14 protein-coding genes are annotated in these 18,932 nt (G+C 64.8%); 7 read left to right on the top strand and 7 right to left on the bottom strand.

Translation table 11 applies throughout. The annotated features are described in order from the left end of the window. Window positions 1-25: 25 nt before the first annotated feature. The gene (locus AC1DSN_RS00340; RefSeq protein ID WP_477329199.1) at window positions 26-2,488 is read left to right on the top strand and encodes a membrane-bound PQQ-dependent dehydrogenase, glucose/quinate/shikimate family; all 2,463 of its coding nucleotides are present in this window, start codon (window positions 26-28) and stop codon (window positions 2,486-2,488) included. Between the two features lie 65 nt (window positions 2,489-2,553). Here the strand turns inward: AC1DSN_RS00340 and AC1DSN_RS00335 are convergent, their stop codons facing one another. After that, window positions 2,554-3,762: an MFS transporter gene (locus AC1DSN_RS00335; RefSeq protein WP_477329197.1), complete on the bottom strand. Its 1,209-nt coding sequence runs from the start codon at window positions 3,760-3,762 to the stop codon at window positions 2,554-2,556. Between the two features lie 93 nt (window positions 3,763-3,855). On the opposite strand from AC1DSN_RS00335, the gene AC1DSN_RS00330 reads away from it, so the two are divergent. Together AC1DSN_RS00330 and AC1DSN_RS00325 are read left to right on the top strand one after the other, a co-directional pair. After that, window positions 3,856-4,623 (top strand): AraC family transcriptional regulator, encoded by a 768-nt coding sequence (locus AC1DSN_RS00330; protein ID WP_477329195.1) that lies wholly within the window; start codon window positions 3,856-3,858, stop codon window positions 4,621-4,623. A gap of 393 nt (window positions 4,624-5,016) precedes the next feature. Beyond that, complete coding sequence (locus AC1DSN_RS00325; RefSeq protein ID WP_477329193.1) at window positions 5,017-8,013, top strand: TonB-dependent receptor; 2,997 nt, start codon at window positions 5,017-5,019, stop codon at window positions 8,011-8,013. Between the two features lie 21 nt (window positions 8,014-8,034). Here the strand turns inward: AC1DSN_RS00325 and AC1DSN_RS00320 are convergent, their stop codons facing one another. Then, entirely contained in the window at window positions 8,035-8,550 is a 516-nt protein-coding gene (locus AC1DSN_RS00320; RefSeq protein ID WP_477294533.1) for a gluconokinase, read from the bottom strand. A gap of 86 nt (window positions 8,551-8,636) precedes the next feature. Here AC1DSN_RS00320 and ltaE point away from each other — a divergent pair, with 86 nt between their 5' ends. Further along, the gene (gene ltaE, locus AC1DSN_RS00315; protein WP_477294531.1) at window positions 8,637-9,650 is read left to right on the top strand and encodes a low-specificity L-threonine aldolase; all 1,014 of its coding nucleotides are present in this window, start codon (window positions 8,637-8,639) and stop codon (window positions 9,648-9,650) included. 6 nt (window positions 9,651-9,656) lie between these two features. On the opposite strand, the gene AC1DSN_RS00310 is transcribed toward ltaE, so the two are convergent. The 4 genes from AC1DSN_RS00310 to AC1DSN_RS00295 form a co-directional block, all read right to left on the bottom strand. Next, window positions 9,657-10,436 carry an N-acetylmuramoyl-L-alanine amidase gene (locus AC1DSN_RS00310; protein WP_477294529.1) on the bottom strand — a complete coding sequence of 260 codons (780 nt, stop codon included), beginning with the start codon at window positions 10,434-10,436 and terminating at the stop codon, window positions 9,657-9,659. Next, window positions 10,433-10,873 (bottom strand): hypothetical protein, encoded by a 441-nt coding sequence (locus tag AC1DSN_RS00305; RefSeq protein ID WP_477294528.1) that lies wholly within the window; start codon window positions 10,871-10,873, stop codon window positions 10,433-10,435. Before AC1DSN_RS00305 ends, AC1DSN_RS00310 begins: the two co-directional genes overlap by 4 nt. Before the next feature lie 89 nt (window positions 10,874-10,962). Then, window positions 10,963-12,075: a cell division protein ZapE gene (zapE, locus tag AC1DSN_RS00300; RefSeq protein WP_477294526.1), complete on the bottom strand. Its 1,113-nt coding sequence runs from the start codon at window positions 12,073-12,075 to the stop codon at window positions 10,963-10,965. Then, window positions 12,072-12,770 carry an alpha/beta hydrolase gene (locus AC1DSN_RS00295; protein WP_477294524.1) on the bottom strand — a complete coding sequence of 233 codons (699 nt, stop codon included), beginning with the start codon at window positions 12,768-12,770 and terminating at the stop codon, window positions 12,072-12,074. Before AC1DSN_RS00295 ends, zapE begins: the two co-directional genes overlap by 4 nt. Window positions 12,771-12,791: 21 nt before the next feature. Between AC1DSN_RS00295 and AC1DSN_RS00290 the strand changes: the two genes are divergently transcribed. Beyond that, window positions 12,792-13,418 (top strand): acyl carrier protein phosphodiesterase, encoded by a 627-nt coding sequence (locus AC1DSN_RS00290; RefSeq protein WP_477294522.1) that lies wholly within the window; start codon window positions 12,792-12,794, stop codon window positions 13,416-13,418. Window positions 13,419-13,491: 73 nt separating this feature from the next. Here AC1DSN_RS00290 and AC1DSN_RS00285 read toward each other — a convergent pair whose 3' ends face one another. Next, window positions 13,492-13,974, bottom strand: a complete 483-nt coding sequence (locus AC1DSN_RS00285) for a c-type cytochrome (protein ID WP_477294538.1) — start codon at window positions 13,972-13,974, stop codon at window positions 13,492-13,494. 382 nt (window positions 13,975-14,356) lie between these two features. Between AC1DSN_RS00285 and AC1DSN_RS00280 the strand changes: the two genes are divergently transcribed. After that, entirely contained in the window at window positions 14,357-15,613 is a 1,257-nt protein-coding gene (locus tag AC1DSN_RS00280) for an efflux RND transporter periplasmic adaptor subunit (protein WP_477329191.1), read from the top strand. Between the two features lie 74 nt (window positions 15,614-15,687). Beyond that, window positions 15,688-18,927 carry an efflux RND transporter permease subunit gene (locus AC1DSN_RS00275; protein ID WP_213949237.1) on the top strand — a complete coding sequence of 1,080 codons (3,240 nt, stop codon included), beginning with the start codon at window positions 15,688-15,690 and terminating at the stop codon, window positions 18,925-18,927. The last annotated feature ends 5 nt before the right edge of the window (window positions 18,928-18,932 follow it).

Here is an 18,932-nt window from a genome sequence, read left to right as displayed (position 1 = left end):
GTTACTGCTCATGGTGAGGCGACACGTGAAACGAGTCAGAAGATTTCATCCGGCAACGCTGTTCACGGCGTTCCTTTTTGCGCTGGCCGGTGTGGCCACGCTGTTAGGTGGCATCCGCCTCGTCAATCTCGGTGGCTCCATCTACTACCTGGTAGCCGGTGCGATCCTGCTGGTCGTGGCCATCCTGTTGCTGCTGCGACAGCGCCTGGCCGTCGGCCTCTACGCGCTCATGCTTATCGGCAGCGCCGCCTGGTCGGTGTGGGAAGTCCATTGGGATTTCTGGCAGCTGCTGCCGCGCCTCGACGTGTGGTTCGTGCTTGGCCTGTGGCTCTTGCTGCCGTGGCCACGACGTGGCCTGGGCCGTGATCGTTACTACGACAGCGCCCGCGACACCGGTGGTGGCTTTCTTTTTGTCTCCCTGCTGATCGTTGCCGCTGTTGGCATCGTCGGCGTGTTCCATGTGGACCACGACCTGCCCGGCGAACTACCCATGGCCGATGTCTCCGGCCCGCAGGGCGACCGCGCCGCGCGCGCGGATGGCGACTGGACCGACTACGGCAGTTCTCCTTACGGTCAACGCTATTCGCCGTTGACCCAGATCACGCCGGACAACGTCGGTCAGCTGCAGGTGGCGTGGAAGATCGAGACGGGCGACAAGGTCGGTCCGGACGATCCGACCGAAACGACCGCCGAGAACACCCCGCTTAAGATCGGCGACACCGTGTACCTTTGCACGCCGCATAGCCGCGTGATCGCCGTCGATGCAGCCACGGGCCAGAAGCGCTGGGAGTTCGACCCGAAAATCCAGAGTCCCGTCGGCTTCAAGCACTGGGAGCACATGACCTGTCGCGGCGTCTCTTACCACGACGACGCGAAGTACGCGTCCGCCGTGATTCCCGCCCCGGCGACGACCGCCCCGGGTCTTCCCGCTGCCGCTTCCACGGCACCGCTGCCGCTGACGGCCACTGCTTCAGCGACATGCCCGCGTCGTCTGTTCCTGCCGACCGCCGATGCGCGCCTTATCGCGCTCAATGCGGACTCCGGTCAGCCCTGCACCGACTTCGGCGAGCAAGGCACGATCAACCTGCGTAGCAACATCGGACCGTTCACGCCGGGCGGCTACTACTCCACCTCGCCGCCGGCGGTGACGAAGGATCTCGTCATCATTGGCGGTCACGTCACCGATAACGAATCGACCAACGAGCCGTCCGGCGTGATTCGCGCCTACGATGTGCACGACGGTCACCTGGTGTGGAACTTCGATCCGGGCAACCCGGACGCGACCGCGCCGATCGGTCCCGATGGCATCTACACGCGTAACTCGCCGAATGTCTGGTCGCTCTTCAGCGTCGACGAGAACCTCGGCATGGTCTACCTGCCCATGGGCAACCAGACGCCCGACCAGTTCGCCGGCGGCCGCACGCCCACCTCCGAGAAGTTCGGCGCCGGTCTGGTCGCACTCGATATCGCGACGGGTAAGCTCAAGTGGAACTACCAGTTCACGCACCACGATCTGTGGGACATGGACGTGGGCGGCCAACCGACGCTCGTGGACCTGCAGACGGCCGACGGCGTGAAGCCGGCCGTGCTGGCGTCGACCAAGCAGGGCAGTGTGTACGTGCTCGACCGTCGCGACGGCACGCCGATCGTGCCGATCAACGAAGTGCCTCGCCCACAGGGCGCCGTCCCGGGCGATCACACCGCGCCGACCCAGCCGCTGTCCGACCTCAACTTTGCTCCGCCGCAGGTGCGCGAGCAGGACATGTGGGGCACGACGCCCTTCGACCAGCTCTGGTGTCGCGTGCGCTTCCGTTCGCTACGCTATGAGGGCATGTTCACGCCGCCGTCCGAACAGGGATCCCTGGTCTTCCCGGGTAACTTCGGCGTGTTCGACTGGGGCGGTGTGTCGGTGGACCCGACGCGCCAGCTCATGCTGATCAATCCCAGCTACATGGCCTTCCAGTCGAAGCTGATTCCGAAAGAAACGCTGGCCAGGATGGAAGTCGGTCCCGCGAAGAGCGAGACCGAGGGCGTGAAGAAGGCCGAGGGCATTCCTTACGGCATCGAACTGTCGGCATTCCTGTCGCCGCTGGGCATTCCCTGCCAGGCGCCGCCGTGGGGCTACGTGGCTGGCGTCGACCTGCGCACTGGCAAGATGCTCTGGCGCCACAAGAACGGCACGATCATCGACAGCGCCCCGCTGCCGATCCCGATGCCGCTCGGTGTCCCTAGCCTGGGCGGTATGGTCACCACGGCCGGTGGCGTGACCTTCCTCAGCGGCACGCTCGACTACTACGTCCGCGGTTACGACGTGCGTACGGGTAAGAAGCTGTGGGAATCGCGCCTGCCCGCGGGTGGCCAGGCCACGCCTATGACGTATGCGGACAGCAGTGGGCGTCAGTACCTGCTGGTGACGGCGGGTGGGCATGGCTCGCTGGGTACGAAGCAGGGCGACTGGGTTATCGCTTACGCGTTGCCTAAGCCTTAAAAACATCGCCGCTGAAGCGGCTCCCACATGAGGCTACGTGTGGGAGCCGATTCATCGGCGATGCTTCACCGCTTCTTCTTCGTATCCGGCAACAACGCGGCCAACAACCCGATCAAGGGCAGAAACGCACAAATCTGATACACGGCTTCGATCCCGATGTGGTCGGCGAGCTCACCAAGAATGGCCGCGCCAAGGCCGCCCATGCCAAACGAAAACCCGAAGAACAAACCGGAAATCATCCCCACCTTGCCCGGCACCAACTCCTGCGCGAACACCACGATGGCTGGAAATGCCGAAGCCAGGATCAAGCCGATGACCACCGTCAGCGGCGCGGTCCAGAACAGGCTCGCATACGGCAGTAGCAGGGTGAAGGGCAGGGTGCCGAGAATCGAGAACCATATGACTCGCTTGCGTCCGAACCGGTCGCCGACAGGGCCGCCGAGTATCGTGCCCACCGCCACCGCGCCGAGAAACACGAACAGATGCAGCTGCGCGCTCTCCACCGACACGTTGAAGCGGTGAATGAGGTAGAAGGTGAAGTAGCTGGTCAGGCTGGCCAGGTACACGTACTTGGAAAAGATCAGGGCGAGCAGCACGGCGATACCGCGCTTGGCCTCGGCGCTCGTATGCGTCACGGCGGGCTGCTTCGCGGCGCTTGCCTTCAGTCGCGGCAGGCCGTGATGCTTGTACCACTGGCCGACGTTCCAGAGGATTGCGCCGGAGAGCAACGCCAACAGGGCGAAGAAGGCCAGGCTCGACTGGCCCCAGCGCACGACGACCACGGCGGCAGCGAGCGGACCCAGCGCCTGGCCGGCATTGCCGCCGACCTGGAAAAGCGACTGCGCCAGGCCATGTCGGCCACCGGAGGCCATGCGCGCCACGCGCGAGGATTCCGGATGGAACACCGAGGAGCCCATGCCGAGCAGCGATGCGCCGACCAGCAGCATCGGGTAGGTGTGCGCGATCGACAGCACCAACAGGCCGGCCAGTGAGAACAGCGTACCGCCGGGCAGGGCCAGCGGCGTCGGCCGGCGGTCCGCATAAAGGCCGACCAGCGGCTGCAGGATCGAGGCGGTGATCTGATAGGTCAGCGTGATCAGGCCGATCTGGCCGAAGTCCAGGTGGAAGCCTTCCTTCAGGCCCGGATAAATCGCCGGTAGCAGCGATTGCATCATGTCGTTGAGCAGGTGGCAGAAGCTGATCGCGAAGATCACGCCGAACACGGTCGGGTCCGCGCGCGGTGTGTCCACCGTCGCGCTGGCTGGCGCTTGCATGGGGGTCTTCCTGGGGATCGGGGATCCCTATGAGACCACGGCAGCGCGCGTCCCGCGCTAGGATATGGGTCATCCACGTTCGAGATCGGGACAATGATCGCTAAGTACGACCCCGTGGCGTTCGAAGCCGTGCCCCGGCCGGTGGTGTCGCGCGGCCACGAATACCCTACGTCCTTCGAACTGGCCACACACCAGCATCGCCGGGGGCAGCTGCTCTACGCCGCAGCCGGGACGGTGGCGGTCACCACGCCGGAGGGTGCGTGGATCGCCCCACCCGAGCGTGCCGTCTGGATTCCGGGCGGCACGCCGCACTCGGTCCGCATGGTCGGCAGCGTGAGCACGCGCAGTGTCTATATCGAGCAGGCGGCCAGTTCGGCGCTGGGCGACCACTGCCGCGTGCTTGCGGTGGCTCCCTTGCTGCGTGCCCTGCTGGTCGCCGCCGTGGACGTACCACGTGAATACGACCAGGAGGGACGCGACGGCCTGCTGATGTCCCTGGTGGTCGAGGAGATCGCCAGGGCGCCGACCATCCCGCTGGCCCTGCCCCTGCCTACCGACGCACCGCTCGCGGCGCGCTGCGCGGCGTTCCTCGAAGAACCGCGCATGAGCGAGACCATCGACGACTGGGCGGCCGATCTTGGCATGCATCGCCGCCGCTTCACCCGGCTCTTTCGCCGCGAGACCGGCACGAGCTTCGCGCAATGGCGGCAGCAGGCCTGCCTGTTGGTCGCCTTGCCGCGTCTGGCCGCAGGTGAACCCGTGACGATGGTGGCGCTGGACCTTGGTTACGAGAGCCCGACGAGCTTCTCGACCATGTTCCGCCGCGTCCTTGGCAAGTCGCCAAGCCATTATCGGCCCTGAAACGCACACGTGAACGCACGGTTGACATTCGCGGAATACTCAAGCAGCATGCAACCTCGTTAAGACATTTAGACGTCTATACTGCTGAACCTATCGCAGGCACCCGATCTTGACCATTCAACGCTCAGCCCATGCGCACCTTCTGATCGAAGTCATTTCGATCGGTGCGTATTACTGTTGTCGTCGCGTCTGATCCCCTAGCGCCCCGTGCGCTCCGCCCCACGGGCGGCCGGATAACCCCCTCCCCAGTTTCCCCTTTCTATCGACCTCGCGTGGTTTTCCCGCGCGCGACATCCCGATCTTCCGGCCGCGTACAGCGTGCCGGCCAGTGCGCGTGTACGCGCCGCTATGTGCCCTGAACGGGCATCCTTGATGACTTCATGAGGCACCACCGTGCAAACCAGAATCACGATTCGTCGCCATCTCCTGTCCGCTGCGTTGCTAACGGCGCTCGGCACCGGAGCGGCACTCGCGCAGTCCACGACGGGCGGCATCTCCGGTCAGGTAAGCGACCCACAGGGAGCGACCGTCGTCGTCAAAGGTGGCAACGGCCTTACCCGGGAAGTGAACGTGGACGCCAAGGGGCGTTACAGCGCGAGCCAGCTCCCGCTCGGTACCTACTCAGTCACCCTGCGCCGTAACGGTCAAGAGGTGGAAACCCGCAACGACATCGGTTTGCGAGTTGCCGCATCGACCGACGTGTCGTTCGTAACCGCAACGGCCAACCTCGAAGGCGTCAAGGTCAGCGCATCGCGGCAGGCGGATATCGATGTCACGACGGTCGACTCGCGTTCGGTCATTACCGCCGATCAACTGGCCAGGCTCCCACTGGCGCGCAACGCCGACGAGATCGCCCGCCTCGCACCCGGCGTGGTCTCGAACAGCGGCGGCTACACAGGCCCCACCGGCGCCTCGCTGAACAGTTTTGGCGGTTCGGCAGCCAGTGAGAACGCGTACTACATCAACGGTTTCAACGTGACCGATCCGCAGCGCGGTCTGGGTGGTATTTCGTTGCCGTACGGCGCCATCGACCAGCAGGAGACGTATACGGGCGGCTACAGCGCGCAGTACGGTCGCTCGGACGGTGGCGTCATCAACCAGGTCGGCAAGCGCGGCAGCAACGAATGGCATGTCGGTGGACAGGTGTTGTGGGAGCCTGCATTCGCACGCGCGGACGCAAGCAACACGTACTACACCAACGGCTTGCCATCGTCGCCGGTAGCCGGCGAACTCTATCGACCCAATGCGCAGGACAAGAGCTGGGTCACGACGGTCAGCACGTATGTGGGCGGCCCGCTCATCAAGGACAAGCTGTTTTTCTTCCTCGCTGGCGAGTTCGAACGTCAGGAGGGTTCGACGCACCAGGCCGTCGACAGTACGAGTCCGGACGTCCAGTACCGCTACAATTCGCCCCGCTGGTACAGCAAGGTCGACTGGAACATCACGGACAACAACATCCTCGAGCTCACCGGTGCCTCGAACACGCGCAAGACCAGTGGCAGCGTTTACGACTACGACTACTCTGACCTGAGTCGCGGCGATCGCATCGGCTCGGCAGATAACATCAAGACGGGCGGCCACGTCTTCTCGGGCAAGTACACCGGTTACATCACCGATAACCTGACGGTGTCGGCGTTGTTCGGCAAGATGAAATTGAGCCAGTACGACCAGCCCGGTGCTTACGACCCGAGCCTTACGTACGTGGATGGCCTCATCAATCAGAATCCTGCGCTCAACGGCGGCAATCCGGTGGGCAACAACCAGACGGTGCAACAACTTTACAATCCCAATCGTAGCCAGCGCACCAGTAACACCCGGTTCGATATCACGTATGTGCTCGGCGACCACACGTTGAGCGCCGGTATCGACAACGAGGTGACGCGAGCGATCGACCAGGGTTCGGAGGCGTCGGGCGATGGTTATTACTGGAGCTATGGTCGCGCCGACCCGAACACGCCCATTTCGACGGGTCTTGGCGTGCCCGCGACGGGCGGTATCGTCAACGGTCAGGATGGCTACTACGCCGTTCGCCATGTCACGAGCTCGCTTGCGAGCGTGCGATCCAGCCAGCGGGCGCAGTACATCGAAGACAAATGGCAGGTGGACGACCGCTGGCTGCTTTCGCTGGGCCTGCGCAACGACCAGTTCGAAAACTACAACCGCGACGGCGCTGCCTATGTCACGCAGCACAAGCCGCAGTGGGCGCCACGGCTTGGCTTCAGCTGGGACGTGAACGGCGACGCCAGCTTCAAGGTGTACGGCAATGCGGGTCGCTACTACCTCGGCCTTCCGCTCAACCCTGGCCTGAACGCAGCGGGCGCGGCGCTGAGTACCTCGCAGTACTTCACTTATAGTGGTATCGACGGGCAGGGCCTGCCGACCGGACTGACGTCTTTCTCGAAGCCGGTGTCTTCCAACAACTACTACGGTGTCCTTCCCGACGCGCAGACGGTCACCGCGAAGAACCTGAAATCCGAATACCAGGACGAGTTCATCCTCGGCTTCACCAAAACACTGGGGCATGACTGGGTTTATGGCGCGAAGCTGACCCAGCGCATCCTGCGCAGCGCGATCGACGACTATTGCGATACCGACCGGATCATCGCCAAGGCCGCCACGCTCGGCTACGACGTCGCCACGACCAACAGCTGCTACCTGTTCAACCCCGGTCGCGCCAGCACGTTCAATCTGATCGACACGTCGGGCCAGCTGGTCAGCGTACCGATGACCAACGCCGAATTCGGCTTTCCGCATCTCGAGCGCCGTTACTACGCACTGGAAAGCTTCCTCGAGCACCCGTTCGATGGCCGCTGGTACGGCAAGGTCGATTACGTGTTCTCGCGCAGCTACGGCGATACGGAAGGCCAGCTGCGCTCCGATGTCCAGGCGACGGCCGCCTCCACCAGTCCGGACTGGGACAACAGCTACCTGATGGAGAACAACAACGGCCCGACGAACAACGACCATACGCACCAGCTGAAGCTGTATGGCTATTACCAGTTGACCCCGGAGTGGCTGGTCTCCGCGAACCTGAGCTTCGTCTCGGGCTCGCCCAAGGTTTGCCTTGGCTACTACGGCCCGAATCTTACCGACCCGGGTAAATACGGTGGGCAGTACCACTACTGCGACGGTGTCGCCGCGACGCCCGGGTCGCAGGGCAGGCTTCCCTGGATTCGCCAGCTGGATCTGGGGACGACCTACCGGCCCGCGTTCGCGGAGGGCAAGCTGTCATTCACGGCAAGCGTCTTCAATGCGTTCAATGACCAGCGTGCGCTCAACCGCTATCCGTACTCGCAGACGGACCCCGGCGTGGCCGACCCGCAATACGGCCAGGCCGTGGTTCGCCAGCTGCCAAGGTACGTGCGGCTTGGCGTGAGTTACGACATCTGACGACGGCCTTCGCGCCGCGACTCAGGACGTGCCGACCTGCGCAGCGTCGCAGTCGGCACGGATGATGCGCTCGATCGTTTCCGCGGGCGCCAGGCTCACCCCGACGCGCAATACCGCCTCGTCGGGAGAGGGTTCCTCGAGTGTCGCCAGCTGGCTATCCAGCAGGTGGGGATCGAAGAAGTGGCCGCTGCGTTGCCCGAGTCGCTGGGCGAGCAGATCGCGCGGCGCGTGCAGATAAACGAAGCGCACATCATCATGCCCACCCCGCAAGAAATCGCGGTAGCGCCGCTTCAATGCCGAACACGCCAGCACCAGGGATTCGCCGCGCTCGCGATGGCGATTCATCTCCGCCACGATCGCTTCCAGCCAGGGCTGACGGTCGTTGTCGTCCAGCGGGATGCCGTGTGCCATTTTTTCGCGGTTGGCGAGGGGATGCAGGCTGTCGCCGTCGATGAAGGGCTGACCCAGCCGGGCTGCCAGGCCTTCGCCGATCGTGCTCTTGCCGCTGCCGGAAACGCCCATGACGATAGTGATCATGGCGCCAAGCATGCCGCAACCGGGGCCGACAATTCGTGAAGTGTGGGGCGTACTATCCGACGCTGGTTCCCTAACGACGTGCCTCCATGGAAATGATCGACCTGCGCAGCGACACCGTCACCCGGCCCACCGACGCCATGCGCGAAGCGATGCTGCGCGCGCCCGTTGGCGACGACGTTTACGGTGAAGATCCCACGGTCAACGCCTTGCAGGAGCGTCTCGCCGGCGAGCTGGGGTTCGCCGCGGCGCTGTTCGTGCCGACGGGCACGCAAAGCAACCTGATCGCCCTGATGAGCCATTGCGAACGCGGCGACGAATACATCGTCGGCGCGGACGCGCATACCTATCGGTTCGAAGGCGGCGGCGCCGCCGTTCTCGGCTCCATCCAGCCCCAGCCCATCCCGCAGGACCCCGACGGCAGCCTGCCCCTGGACAAGGTCGAGGCGGCGATCAAGCCCGTGGATCCGCACTTTGCACGGTCACGGCTGCTGGCGCTGGAAAATACCTGGCACGGCCGCACGCTCGAGTTCGGCTACATGGCTCAGGCCCGCGAACTGGCCACCCGCCGCGGCCTCGGGTTGCATCTCGACGGCGCCCGGCTCTACAACGCCGCCATTGCCTATGGACGACCGGCGCGCGAGGTCGCTGCCGGCTTCGACAGCGTTTCGGTCTGCCTTTCGAAGGGACTCGGTGCACCCGTGGGCTCGGTGTTGCTCGGCAACGCCGCACTCATCGAGCGTGCCCGTCGCTGGAAGAAGGTCACTGGCGGCGGCTGGCGCCAGGCCGGCATGCTCGCTGCCGCGGCGATGCATGCGCTGGATCATCACGTCGAACGGCTCGCCGACGATCATGCGCGTGCCGGCCGACTTGCCGAAGGCTTGCGTCGTATCGACGGCCTCACTGTCACGGCCTGTCACACGAACATGGTGTTCCTCGACGTGCCGGCAGCGCGCCTCAAGGACCTCGCCGCACATATGGCGGCCGCCGGCGTGCGCCTGAGCATCGGCTACCTTCCGTCGATCCGGCTGGTGACGCATCTGGACATCGACGATGCCGCCGTCGAGAAGACCATCGCGGCCTTTGCGTCGTTCTCGATGTAGGAGGCTTCAGCGCGGTGACATCAGCTTGCGCTGCAGCGAATACAGGATCGCGGCGTCGGTGGCATCGAGCGCATCGGTTTCCATCGCGCGGTAATGGCGATGGAAGGCGATGATCGCATTGCGGGGATTGCTCACGTCGTAACCCACCAGACGCATGGCCGCGAGCGTGTCGAAAGCCGGCGGTGCGGGGATGAGCACCGCGTCCGGCCAGAGCCCGAATCCGTAGCGTGCCAGCGTCGCCCACGGAAACTGCACGCTGGGATCGTTCTTGCGGCCGGGGGCGATGTCGCCGTGACCGACCACGGCATCACGCGGAATGCCCAGCCGGGAAGTGAGGTCCGCGAGCAGGTTCACCAGTGCCTGGATCTGCGGCTGGGTGAACGGCGAGTTGCCGTCGTTGTCGATCTCGATGCCGATGGACGACGAATTGATGTCGGTCATGCCGGCCCAGCGCGAGGCACCGGCGTGCCAGGCGCGTGCGTTGTCGTCCACGAGCTGGTCGATACGACCATCTGCTTCGACCAGGTAATGCGCGCTGACGGGACCTTCGCTGTTGCGTGTGCTCAGCACGCGCAGCGCTGCCGGGGCGTCGCCGATGGACGTGTGGTGAAGCACGATGAGCTGCGCCTTGCGCGCATTGAAGTTCGGCGACGGTGTCCAGTGCGCAAGCGCGCTGCGTTGTGGTGCGACGGAGGGCGCGGTGGCGCAACCCGTCATCGCGAGCAGGGCAAGGGCGACCGTCGCAAAGCGCGCTTGCCTGGCGACGGTGCTAGCCCGGTGTGTCATTCGACGCGGAAATCGCTGCTGGTGATGACCCATTCGATTTCATCACCGACATCGCCGGCGTCTTCCCGGGAGGCGACGACGATCTGCAGGTCCACGCAGTCGTGTCCTTCGGAAAGCCACTGAGTCTTCTCCAGCGCCATGCCCGAGTTCTTCAGGGCGACACGCAAGGCGGGGAGGGTGGTGGCGACCAGCTCGATGCCTTCATGGACGAGGTTGCCGCCCATGACCTCGATATCGCAGAGTTTGTCGTCGAGGAAGCGCAGGCGGAGCCAGTCGTTGCCGTCGGGCGCGCTGTACTCGTCTTCGTCGTCCCACATGTTCTCGCCCCCGGCCTTCCAGCCGAGTGCGTCGCGAAGCTTCTTGCGTGGCATGCCGAAGAAGATGTCGGTGGTGTCGCGGCGGATGCCGCGACCGGGAACCAGTTCGCAATGTTCCATGGTGTCCTCGTCAGGTGGCGCGGGAGACCCGCCCGTAAAGCATGAAGGTGATGGGCGGCAAGCGAACAGGCGTCCGCGTCCGCGCCAGATCAGGGTTTATGGTCACGGCCAAGGTAGTCCTCGCTCTGCATCTCGATGAGACGCGATTCAGTGCGTCCGAACTCGGCGCGAACCTTGTTGCCATCGTACAGTTCGGTGATCGGCGCGGCGGCGGAAAGCACCAGCTTCACATGCCGGTCGTAGAACTCGTCGACCAGCAGCACGAACCGTTTGGCTTCGTTCTCGGAGTACACGGTGAACTGCGGCACGTTCGACACGATAACCGCGGGAAATGTCCTCGCCAGTTCGATGTAATCGGCGACCGCGCGCGGTCCTTCGCACAGGGCGGCGAAATCGAACCAGACGATGTTCTCGGCACGCTTGCGCACGGGAACCTCGCGGTTGTTCAGCGCGATTGAACCGCCGTCCACGGTATCTCCCTGCGCCTGGCCGGTAAAGATACGCGCAAGCGAGCGCTCGGCTTCCGCCCCGGGCGGCACCATGTAGACCGATGCCTGGCTCAGCGCACGCAAGCGCCAGTCGCGTGGCGAGATCATTTCGTGCACAACGCATTGCGCCTCGATCGCGGCAATCGCGGGCAGGAAACGTGCGCGCTGCAGGCCATCCTTGTACAGGCCCGACGGCGGCGTATTCGACGTGGTGACGAGGGACACGCCGCGCGCGAACAAGCCATCGAGAAGGCCGGCAAGAATCATCGCGTCGCCGATGTCGGATACGAGGAACTCGTCCAGGCACAGTACGCGGCACTTCGCGGCGAGGCGCTCGGCCACTTCGTCGAGCGGGTTCTGCCGATCGCCAAGCTCACGCATCATCGCGTGGACCTCGAGCATGAAACGATGGAAGTGACGACGCAGGGCCAGCCCCGGCGCGAGGCTGGAGACAAACAGATCCATCAGGAAGGTCTTGCCGCGTCCGACGCTGCCCCAGAGATACAAGCCAGGGACTGTCTTGCGCGGCTCGCTGCCGAGCATATTTCTCAGTCGCCCGAAAAGACCGGCGGCCGGCGGCTCCGGCGTGCAGAGCGCGGCATGGAGGCGGTCGAACTCGGCGATGACGGGCAGCTGCGCGGGATCGGATTCCCAGCGGTGCCCGGCAATGCCGTCCCGGTAGCGTTCGCCCGGCGTCGATTCCGTACAGTTCATGCGGCGCGCGGTCCCGGCAGCCAGCCCTTCACGGCGTTCTTGATCGCACCGCGCAGATCCATCAGGCGGCGATGGAAGAAATGGCTGGTGTCTTCCATGCGCACCAGCTGCGGCCGCCGATTCTCCGGCAGGCTGTCGATCCAGGCGTAAACGGCCTGCGGGTCGACGATCTCGTCGGCGTCGCCCATGACGACCAGCCAGGGGCAGGTCGGCAGTTCGAGGGGGCCGAAGTCCCAGCCCCGGCCAGCGGCGGGGGGCGCGATGCTGATGAGTGCATCGGCTTTGAGTGGCACGGCGTTGCGCAGGGTGACGTAGCTGCCGAACGAAAACCCGGCAAGCCATAGTGCGGCGCCGGGACGCGTCTTGCGGGCCCAGGCGACGACGGCGGCGAGGTCGTCGCTTTCGCCGTTACCGCTGTCGAACTCGCCTTCGGATCCGCCGACGCTGCGAAAGTTGAAGATGACCGTGTCGACACCGGCTTCGCGCACCGAGCGCTCTATCATCGTCACCACCTTGTTGCGCATGCTGCCGCCGTCGGTGGACAGGGGATGACAGATGACGGCGATGGCGTTGCGGGCGACATCGGGGGCGGCGGCCCGGGCCTCGCATTCCAGCTTGCCCGCAGGGCCCGCGAGCGCGAAGCTGGCGGTCTCGTCCGGAAAATGCTCCGGCGCTTCAGATAAATGTTCGCTCATGCCCTTCATGATACCCGCGCCATGAACATCCTGGCCCACGCCCTGCTGGCGGGCGATGACGCGGCACTGCGGCTGGGCGGCGTCATGGGCGATTTCGTCCGTGGCACGCCCGATCTGGCGCTGCCGGCGCGGGTGCGCGATGGGATCTACCTGCACCGGGCCATCGACGTCTTCACCGACAGCCACGACGAGGTGCGCGCGGCCCGCGAGCGCCTGCCGGCACCGTTCCGTCGTTATGCCGGCATCCTGCTGGACATGTGGTTCGACCATTGCCTGGCAAGGGATTTCGCGAAGTGGTCTGGTCGTCCCCTCGACGAGTTCTCGACCGCGTTGCGCGTCGAGATGCACGCGGCGACGCCGATCCTTCCTGACTCGCTCAAGCGCTTCCTCGGTTACATGGACGCGAACGACCTGCCGGCCGGCTATATCGAGCCCGAGGCGATCGGCAAGGCTCTGCGTGGCATCTCCCAACGCCTGTCGCGCGCCAACCCGGTGGCCGAGGCCATGCCGCTGCTGCTGGCCGAGGACACGATGCTTCGCGGCACCTTCGAGAGGTTCTTCCCGCAGTTGAGGGATTTCGCCCGCGGGTGGTGTGGGAGCCGCTTCAGCGGCGATAGCCAGGCTGCCTCAACCCCATCGCCGGCGTAGCCGGCTCCCATAGAGAGCCATAAAAAACGCCGCCCGGAGGCGGCGTTTCATCGGTGAGCGGATCAAGCCAGCCTTACTTCGCCTGGTCGACCATCCACTTCACCGTATTGCCGACCTGCTCGTCGGTCAGGGACGGGTTGCCGCCCTTGGCCGGCATCTGGTTGCCGTCCGGGCCCTTGTAGCCCTCGATGGCGTGCTTGGTCAGCGTGGCGATGCCCTGGGCGATACGGGCGCCCCACGCGGACTTGTCGCCGAGCTTCGGCGCGCCGGCCACGCCAGCGGTGTGGCAGCTGTGGCAGAGGTTGTCGTAGATGGTCTTGCCGTCGGTGCTGCCACCGTAGGCGACCTGCGACGCAGCGAGCTTGGTGGCGGCTTCCTGGGCCGCCAGCATGGCGGCACGGCCCGTGTCACCGGCATAGACCGCGCCGACGGGGGCGATCCGGGCCTCGGTCCGCTTGGCAACGGCGGGGTCCTGGTCCTTCGGGATGTTGCTGTAAATGAAGTATGCCAACACCATCAACAGGACGGTCAGGACACTGAGGCCGGCGCTCAGCATTGAGAACTGACGCAGGAAGTTCTGGTCGGACTTGCTCGGAGAACCGCTCACGCATTGACTCCACTGAATTTGGGTGTGCCGTCCCCCTCCCCGGGATCCGGCGTGCCTGCGGCCGCGATGCGGCGTCGAACCGGGCGAGTATAACGGAACCCTTGCTTGAGTCAGCGGTCTTGAGATCGGCGCTGGAACGGTTCATGGGAAAGGGGCTAAACATGCCGTCAGTCATGGGGGACCCCTGTCAACCGGCATTGTTCAATTCCGTTCCCCAACACCTAACATTGGCGCCGTCGATCCTTAACCTCCGGGGGGTATAACCCCCTTGGCGCACGGCGCGCCCGGTCGGAGCGGTGCCTTCGAGCGGTTATTCATCTGGGAGTTTTACATGTCGCGTTTCTGGAAAATCGCGCTGGCCGTCATTGTTGTCGTGCTGGTCGCGGGCTTCTTCATCGTCAGGAGCCACCATGCCAAGGGGGCCGATGCCGCCGCAGGCGCGCAGTCCAACGGTGAGGGGCAGGGCAAGGATCAACCGCCGGTACCGGTCACGGTCGTTCCGGTGGCCAGCCAGGATGTGCCGGTCTACCTCACGGCCCTCGGCACCGTCCAGGCGCGCAACACGGTTACCGTGCGCCCGCAGGTGGGTGGCCAGCTGATGAAGCTGAACTTCCAGGAAGGCCAGGAAGTGAAGAAGGGCGACGTCATCGCGGAAATCGATCCCCGCACGATCCAGTCCCAGTACGACCAGTCCGTGGCCAAGCTCAAGCAGGACCAGGCCCTCGCGGCCACGGCAAAGAACAACCTCGACCGCTCGACGAACCTCGTCAGCAAGGGCGGCCAGCAGTACGTGTCCAAGCAGGACCTGGACAACCTGAAGAACAGCCTCGACCAGGCCGTGGCGACCGCCAACGCCGACCAGGCCGCCATCCGCGCGGCGCAGGTGCAGCTGGGCTTCACCAAGGTCATCGCGCCGATCGACGGCCTCGCCGGCATCCGCTCGGTGGACGCCGGCAACATCGTGGCCACCACGGACGCGATCGTGACGCTCACCGAGCTGCACCCGATCTACGTCATGTTCTACCTGCCGGAGAAGAACCTGGACCTCGTCCGCGGTTCGACCACCGACGGCTCGCTGTCCGCGCTGGAAGTCTCCGCGCTCGATCGTGTCGACGCGCACGCCATTGCCATGGGCCACCTGGACGTGCTCGACAACACCATCGACACCAGCACCGGCACGTTCCGCCTTCGCTCGCTGTTCGACAACGAGAAGACCCAGCTGTGGCCGGGCCAGTTCGTCAACGTGCAGCTGAAGGTGCGCACGGTGAAGAACGGTCTCGTGGTGCCGGCACAGGCGGTGCAGCGTGGTCCGGACGGCGACTACGTGTATCTCGTGCAGGGCGACAACACGGTCAAGATGCAGACGGTGGAAACCGCCACCGAAGTCGGCGATAGCCACGTCATGCTGAGCAAGGGCGTGAAGGTGGGGGACAAGGTCGTCACCGAAGGCCAGTTCCGCCTGAAACCGGGTTCGAAGATCCAGCCGCTGGCACCGGGTCAGGTGCCCGAGGCCCCCACCGCCGAAGAACTGCAGAAGTCGAAGACGGCCGGCAAGCAGGGTCGCTCGGGCGCCAAGCGCGGCGGTTGATCAAGCAGCGCGCGGCGCGTCCATGACGGACGCGTCGCCCACGGACCGCAAGGTCCAGACACCAGGACACAAACGTGGGCTTTTCGACACTCTTCATTCGCCGACCGATCGCGACTTCGCTGCTCATGGTGGCGGTGCTGTTGCTCGGCATCCTCGGCTACCGCCAGCTGCCGGTGTCGGCACTTCCGGAGATCAGTGCGCCGAGCATGGTCGTGACCACGCAGTACCCGGGTGCCAGCGCCACCACGATGGCCGCCCTGGTAACGACGCCGCTCGAGCGTAACTTCGGCCAGATTTCCGGCCTGACCTCGATGAGCTCGGACTCCTCGGCGGGCCTGTCGACGATCGTGCTGCAGTTCGCCATGGATCGCGATATCGACATCGCGGCGCAGGACGTGCAGGCGGCGATCAACCAGGCGCGTGGCACGCTGCCCAACAACCTGCCTTACCCCCCGGTTTACAACCGCGTGAATCCGGCCGATGCGCCGATCATGACGCTGATGCTCACCTCGGACAGCCTGCCGCTGCGCGACGTGAACAACTTCGCCGACTCGATCATTGCGCAGAAGCTGGCGCAGGTGCAGGGCGTGGGCCTGGTCTCGATCGCCGGCAATGTGCGTCCGGCCGTGCGTATCCAGATCAATCCCGCGCAGCTGGCCAACCTTGGCCTGACCATGGAAGACGTGCGCAGTTCGCTCACGCAGGCCAACGTCAACGCGCCCAAAGGCACGCTCAACGGCAAGACCCAGTCCTACAGCATCGGCACCAACGACCAGCTCGCCGATGCCGCCGAATACAAGGGCACCATTATTGCCTACAAGAATGGCGCCCCCGTGCGTCTTTCCGATGTAGCCAACGTGATCGACGGTGTCGAGAACGACCAGCTCGCCGCCTGGGCTAACGGCAAGCCTGCCGTGCTGCTCGACATTCGCCGCCAGCCTGGCGCGAACATCGTGCAGACGGTGCAGCAGATCCGGCAGACCATTCCGGACCTGCAGAAGGTGCTCCCGGCCGACGTGCACCTGAAGGTGTTCTCCGACCGCACCATCACCATCCGCGCCTCGGTCGAAGATGTCCAGTACACCCTGATCCTGACGATTTTCCTGGTCGTGGCGGTGATCTTCGTCTTCCTGCGCCGCCTGTGGGCCACGGTGATCCCGTCGGTCGCCGTGCCGCTGTCGCTGGTGGGTACCTTCGGCGTGATGGCGTTCGCCGGCATGTCGCTGGACAACCTCTCGTTGATGGCGCTCGCGGTGGCCACGGGCTTCGTCGTCGACGATGCGATCGTGATGATCGAAAACATCGTCCGCTATATCGAGCAGGGTCACGACGCCAAGACCGCCGCGGAAATCGGCGCGAAGGAAATCGGCTTCACCGTGCTGTCGTTGACCGTCTCGCTGATCGCGGTGTTCCTGCCGCTGCTGCTGATGCCTGGCGTGACCGGTCGCCTGTTTCATGAGTTCGCCTGGGTGCTGACGATCGCCGTCGCCATTTCCATGCTGGTGTCGTTGACCCTCACGCCAATGATGTGCGCCTACCTGCTCAAGGCCGACGAACTGCCGGACGCGGAAGACGCGCACGAGCACGCTTCCGCCTCGGGCAAGCACACCACCTGGTCGCGCATCGTGGACGGCTACGGCAGCAGCCTGGACTGGGTGCTCGATCATCGTCCGCTGACCATGATCGTCGCCGCGCTCACCGTGGCGTTGACGGTTGTTCTGTACATCATCATTCCGAAGGGCCTCCTGCCTGAGCAGGACACGGGCCTGATCACGGCCGTGGTGCAGGCCGACCAGAACGTCGCCTTCCCGCAGATGGAGCAGCGCACCAAGGCTGTCGCCGACGCACTGGGACGGGATCCGGCCGTCGCCGGTGTCGCCGCCTTCATCGGTGCGGGCTCGATCAATCCCACGCTCAACCAGGGTCAGCTGTCGCTCGTGCTGAAGGACCGCGGCGACCGCGCGTCACTGGACGAACTGCTGCCGCGCCTGCAGAAGACCGTGGAGAACATCGCCGGCGTGGCCCTGTACCTGAAGCCCGTGCAGGACGTCACGCTCGACACCCAGGTATCGGCGACCGAGTACCAGTACTCGCTGTCGGACGTTAACTCGACCGAGCTTGCCGGCTACGCCCAGCAGATGACCTCCGCGCTGCGCAAGCGCAAGGAGTTGTCGGATGTAGACAACAACCTGGCCGACCAGGGCACGGCGCTGAAACTCACCATCGATCGCGACAGTGCCAGCCGCCTCGGCGTGCCGGTTCAGACCATCGACGACACCTTGTACGACGCGTTCGGCCAGCGCCAGATCTCGACCATCTTCACCCAGTTGAACCAGTACCGCGTGGTGATGGAAGTCTCACCGGAATTCCGCACGAGCTCCGATCTGCTGAACAAGCTGACGGTGCGTGGCAATGGTAACGGCGCCCTCACGGGCTCCAACGCCACCAGCTTCGGCCAGCTGGCCTCGAGCAACTCGGCCACGCCGGCCGGCATCGGTAATACCGGTAATGTCGGCTTCCAGGTCGGCGGTGGCGGCACGATTCCCATCACCGCGCTGGCCAGTTCCGTGGTCACGAGCGCGCCCCTGGTCGTCACGCATCTGCAGCAGCTGCCGGCAGTGACGATCTCGTTCAACCTCGCGCAGGGCAAGTCACTCTCCCAGGCGGTCGCGGCCATCCACGAGGTGGAGCAGCAGCTCAACTTCCCGCCGCAGGTGCGTGGGCAGTTCATCGGCAAGGCCGCGGAGTTCTCCTCGTCGGTCGGTGACGAAGTGCTCCTGCTGCTGGCCTCGATCATCGTCATCTACATCGTGCTGGGCGTGCTCTACGAGAGCTACATCCACCCGCTGACGATCATCTCCACGCTGCCCCCCGCAGGCGTCGGCGCCTTGCTCGCCCTGCTGATGTGCGGCATGACCCTGTCCGTCGATGGCATCGTGGGCATCGTGCTGCTCATCGGTATCGTGAAGAAGAACGCGATCATGATGATCGACTTCGCGATCGAGGCGAAACGTACCGGCCTGAACGCGCAGGAGGCCATCCGCCGCGCCTGCCTGCTGCGTTTCCGTCCGATCATGATGACCACTGCCGCCGCACTGCTCGGTGCGTTGCCGCTCGCGCTCGGTACCGGCATCGGCTCGGAGCTGCGCAAGCCGCTCGGCGTGTCCATCGTCGGTGGTCTGCTGCTCTCGCAGCTGGTCACCCTGTACACCACGCCAGTGATCTATCTCTATATGGAGCGATTCTCCGACTGGCTCGCGGAGCGCAAGGCGCGACGAGAGTTGTTGCTAGCCGATGCCCGGCCCGCTTCCTGATGGGA

This window comes from Luteibacter sp. P4_D7_3 (assembly GCF_056401735.1).
The sequence above is the reverse complement of the archived record's forward strand: the minus strand, read 5'-3'. Positions and strand labels throughout refer to the sequence as shown.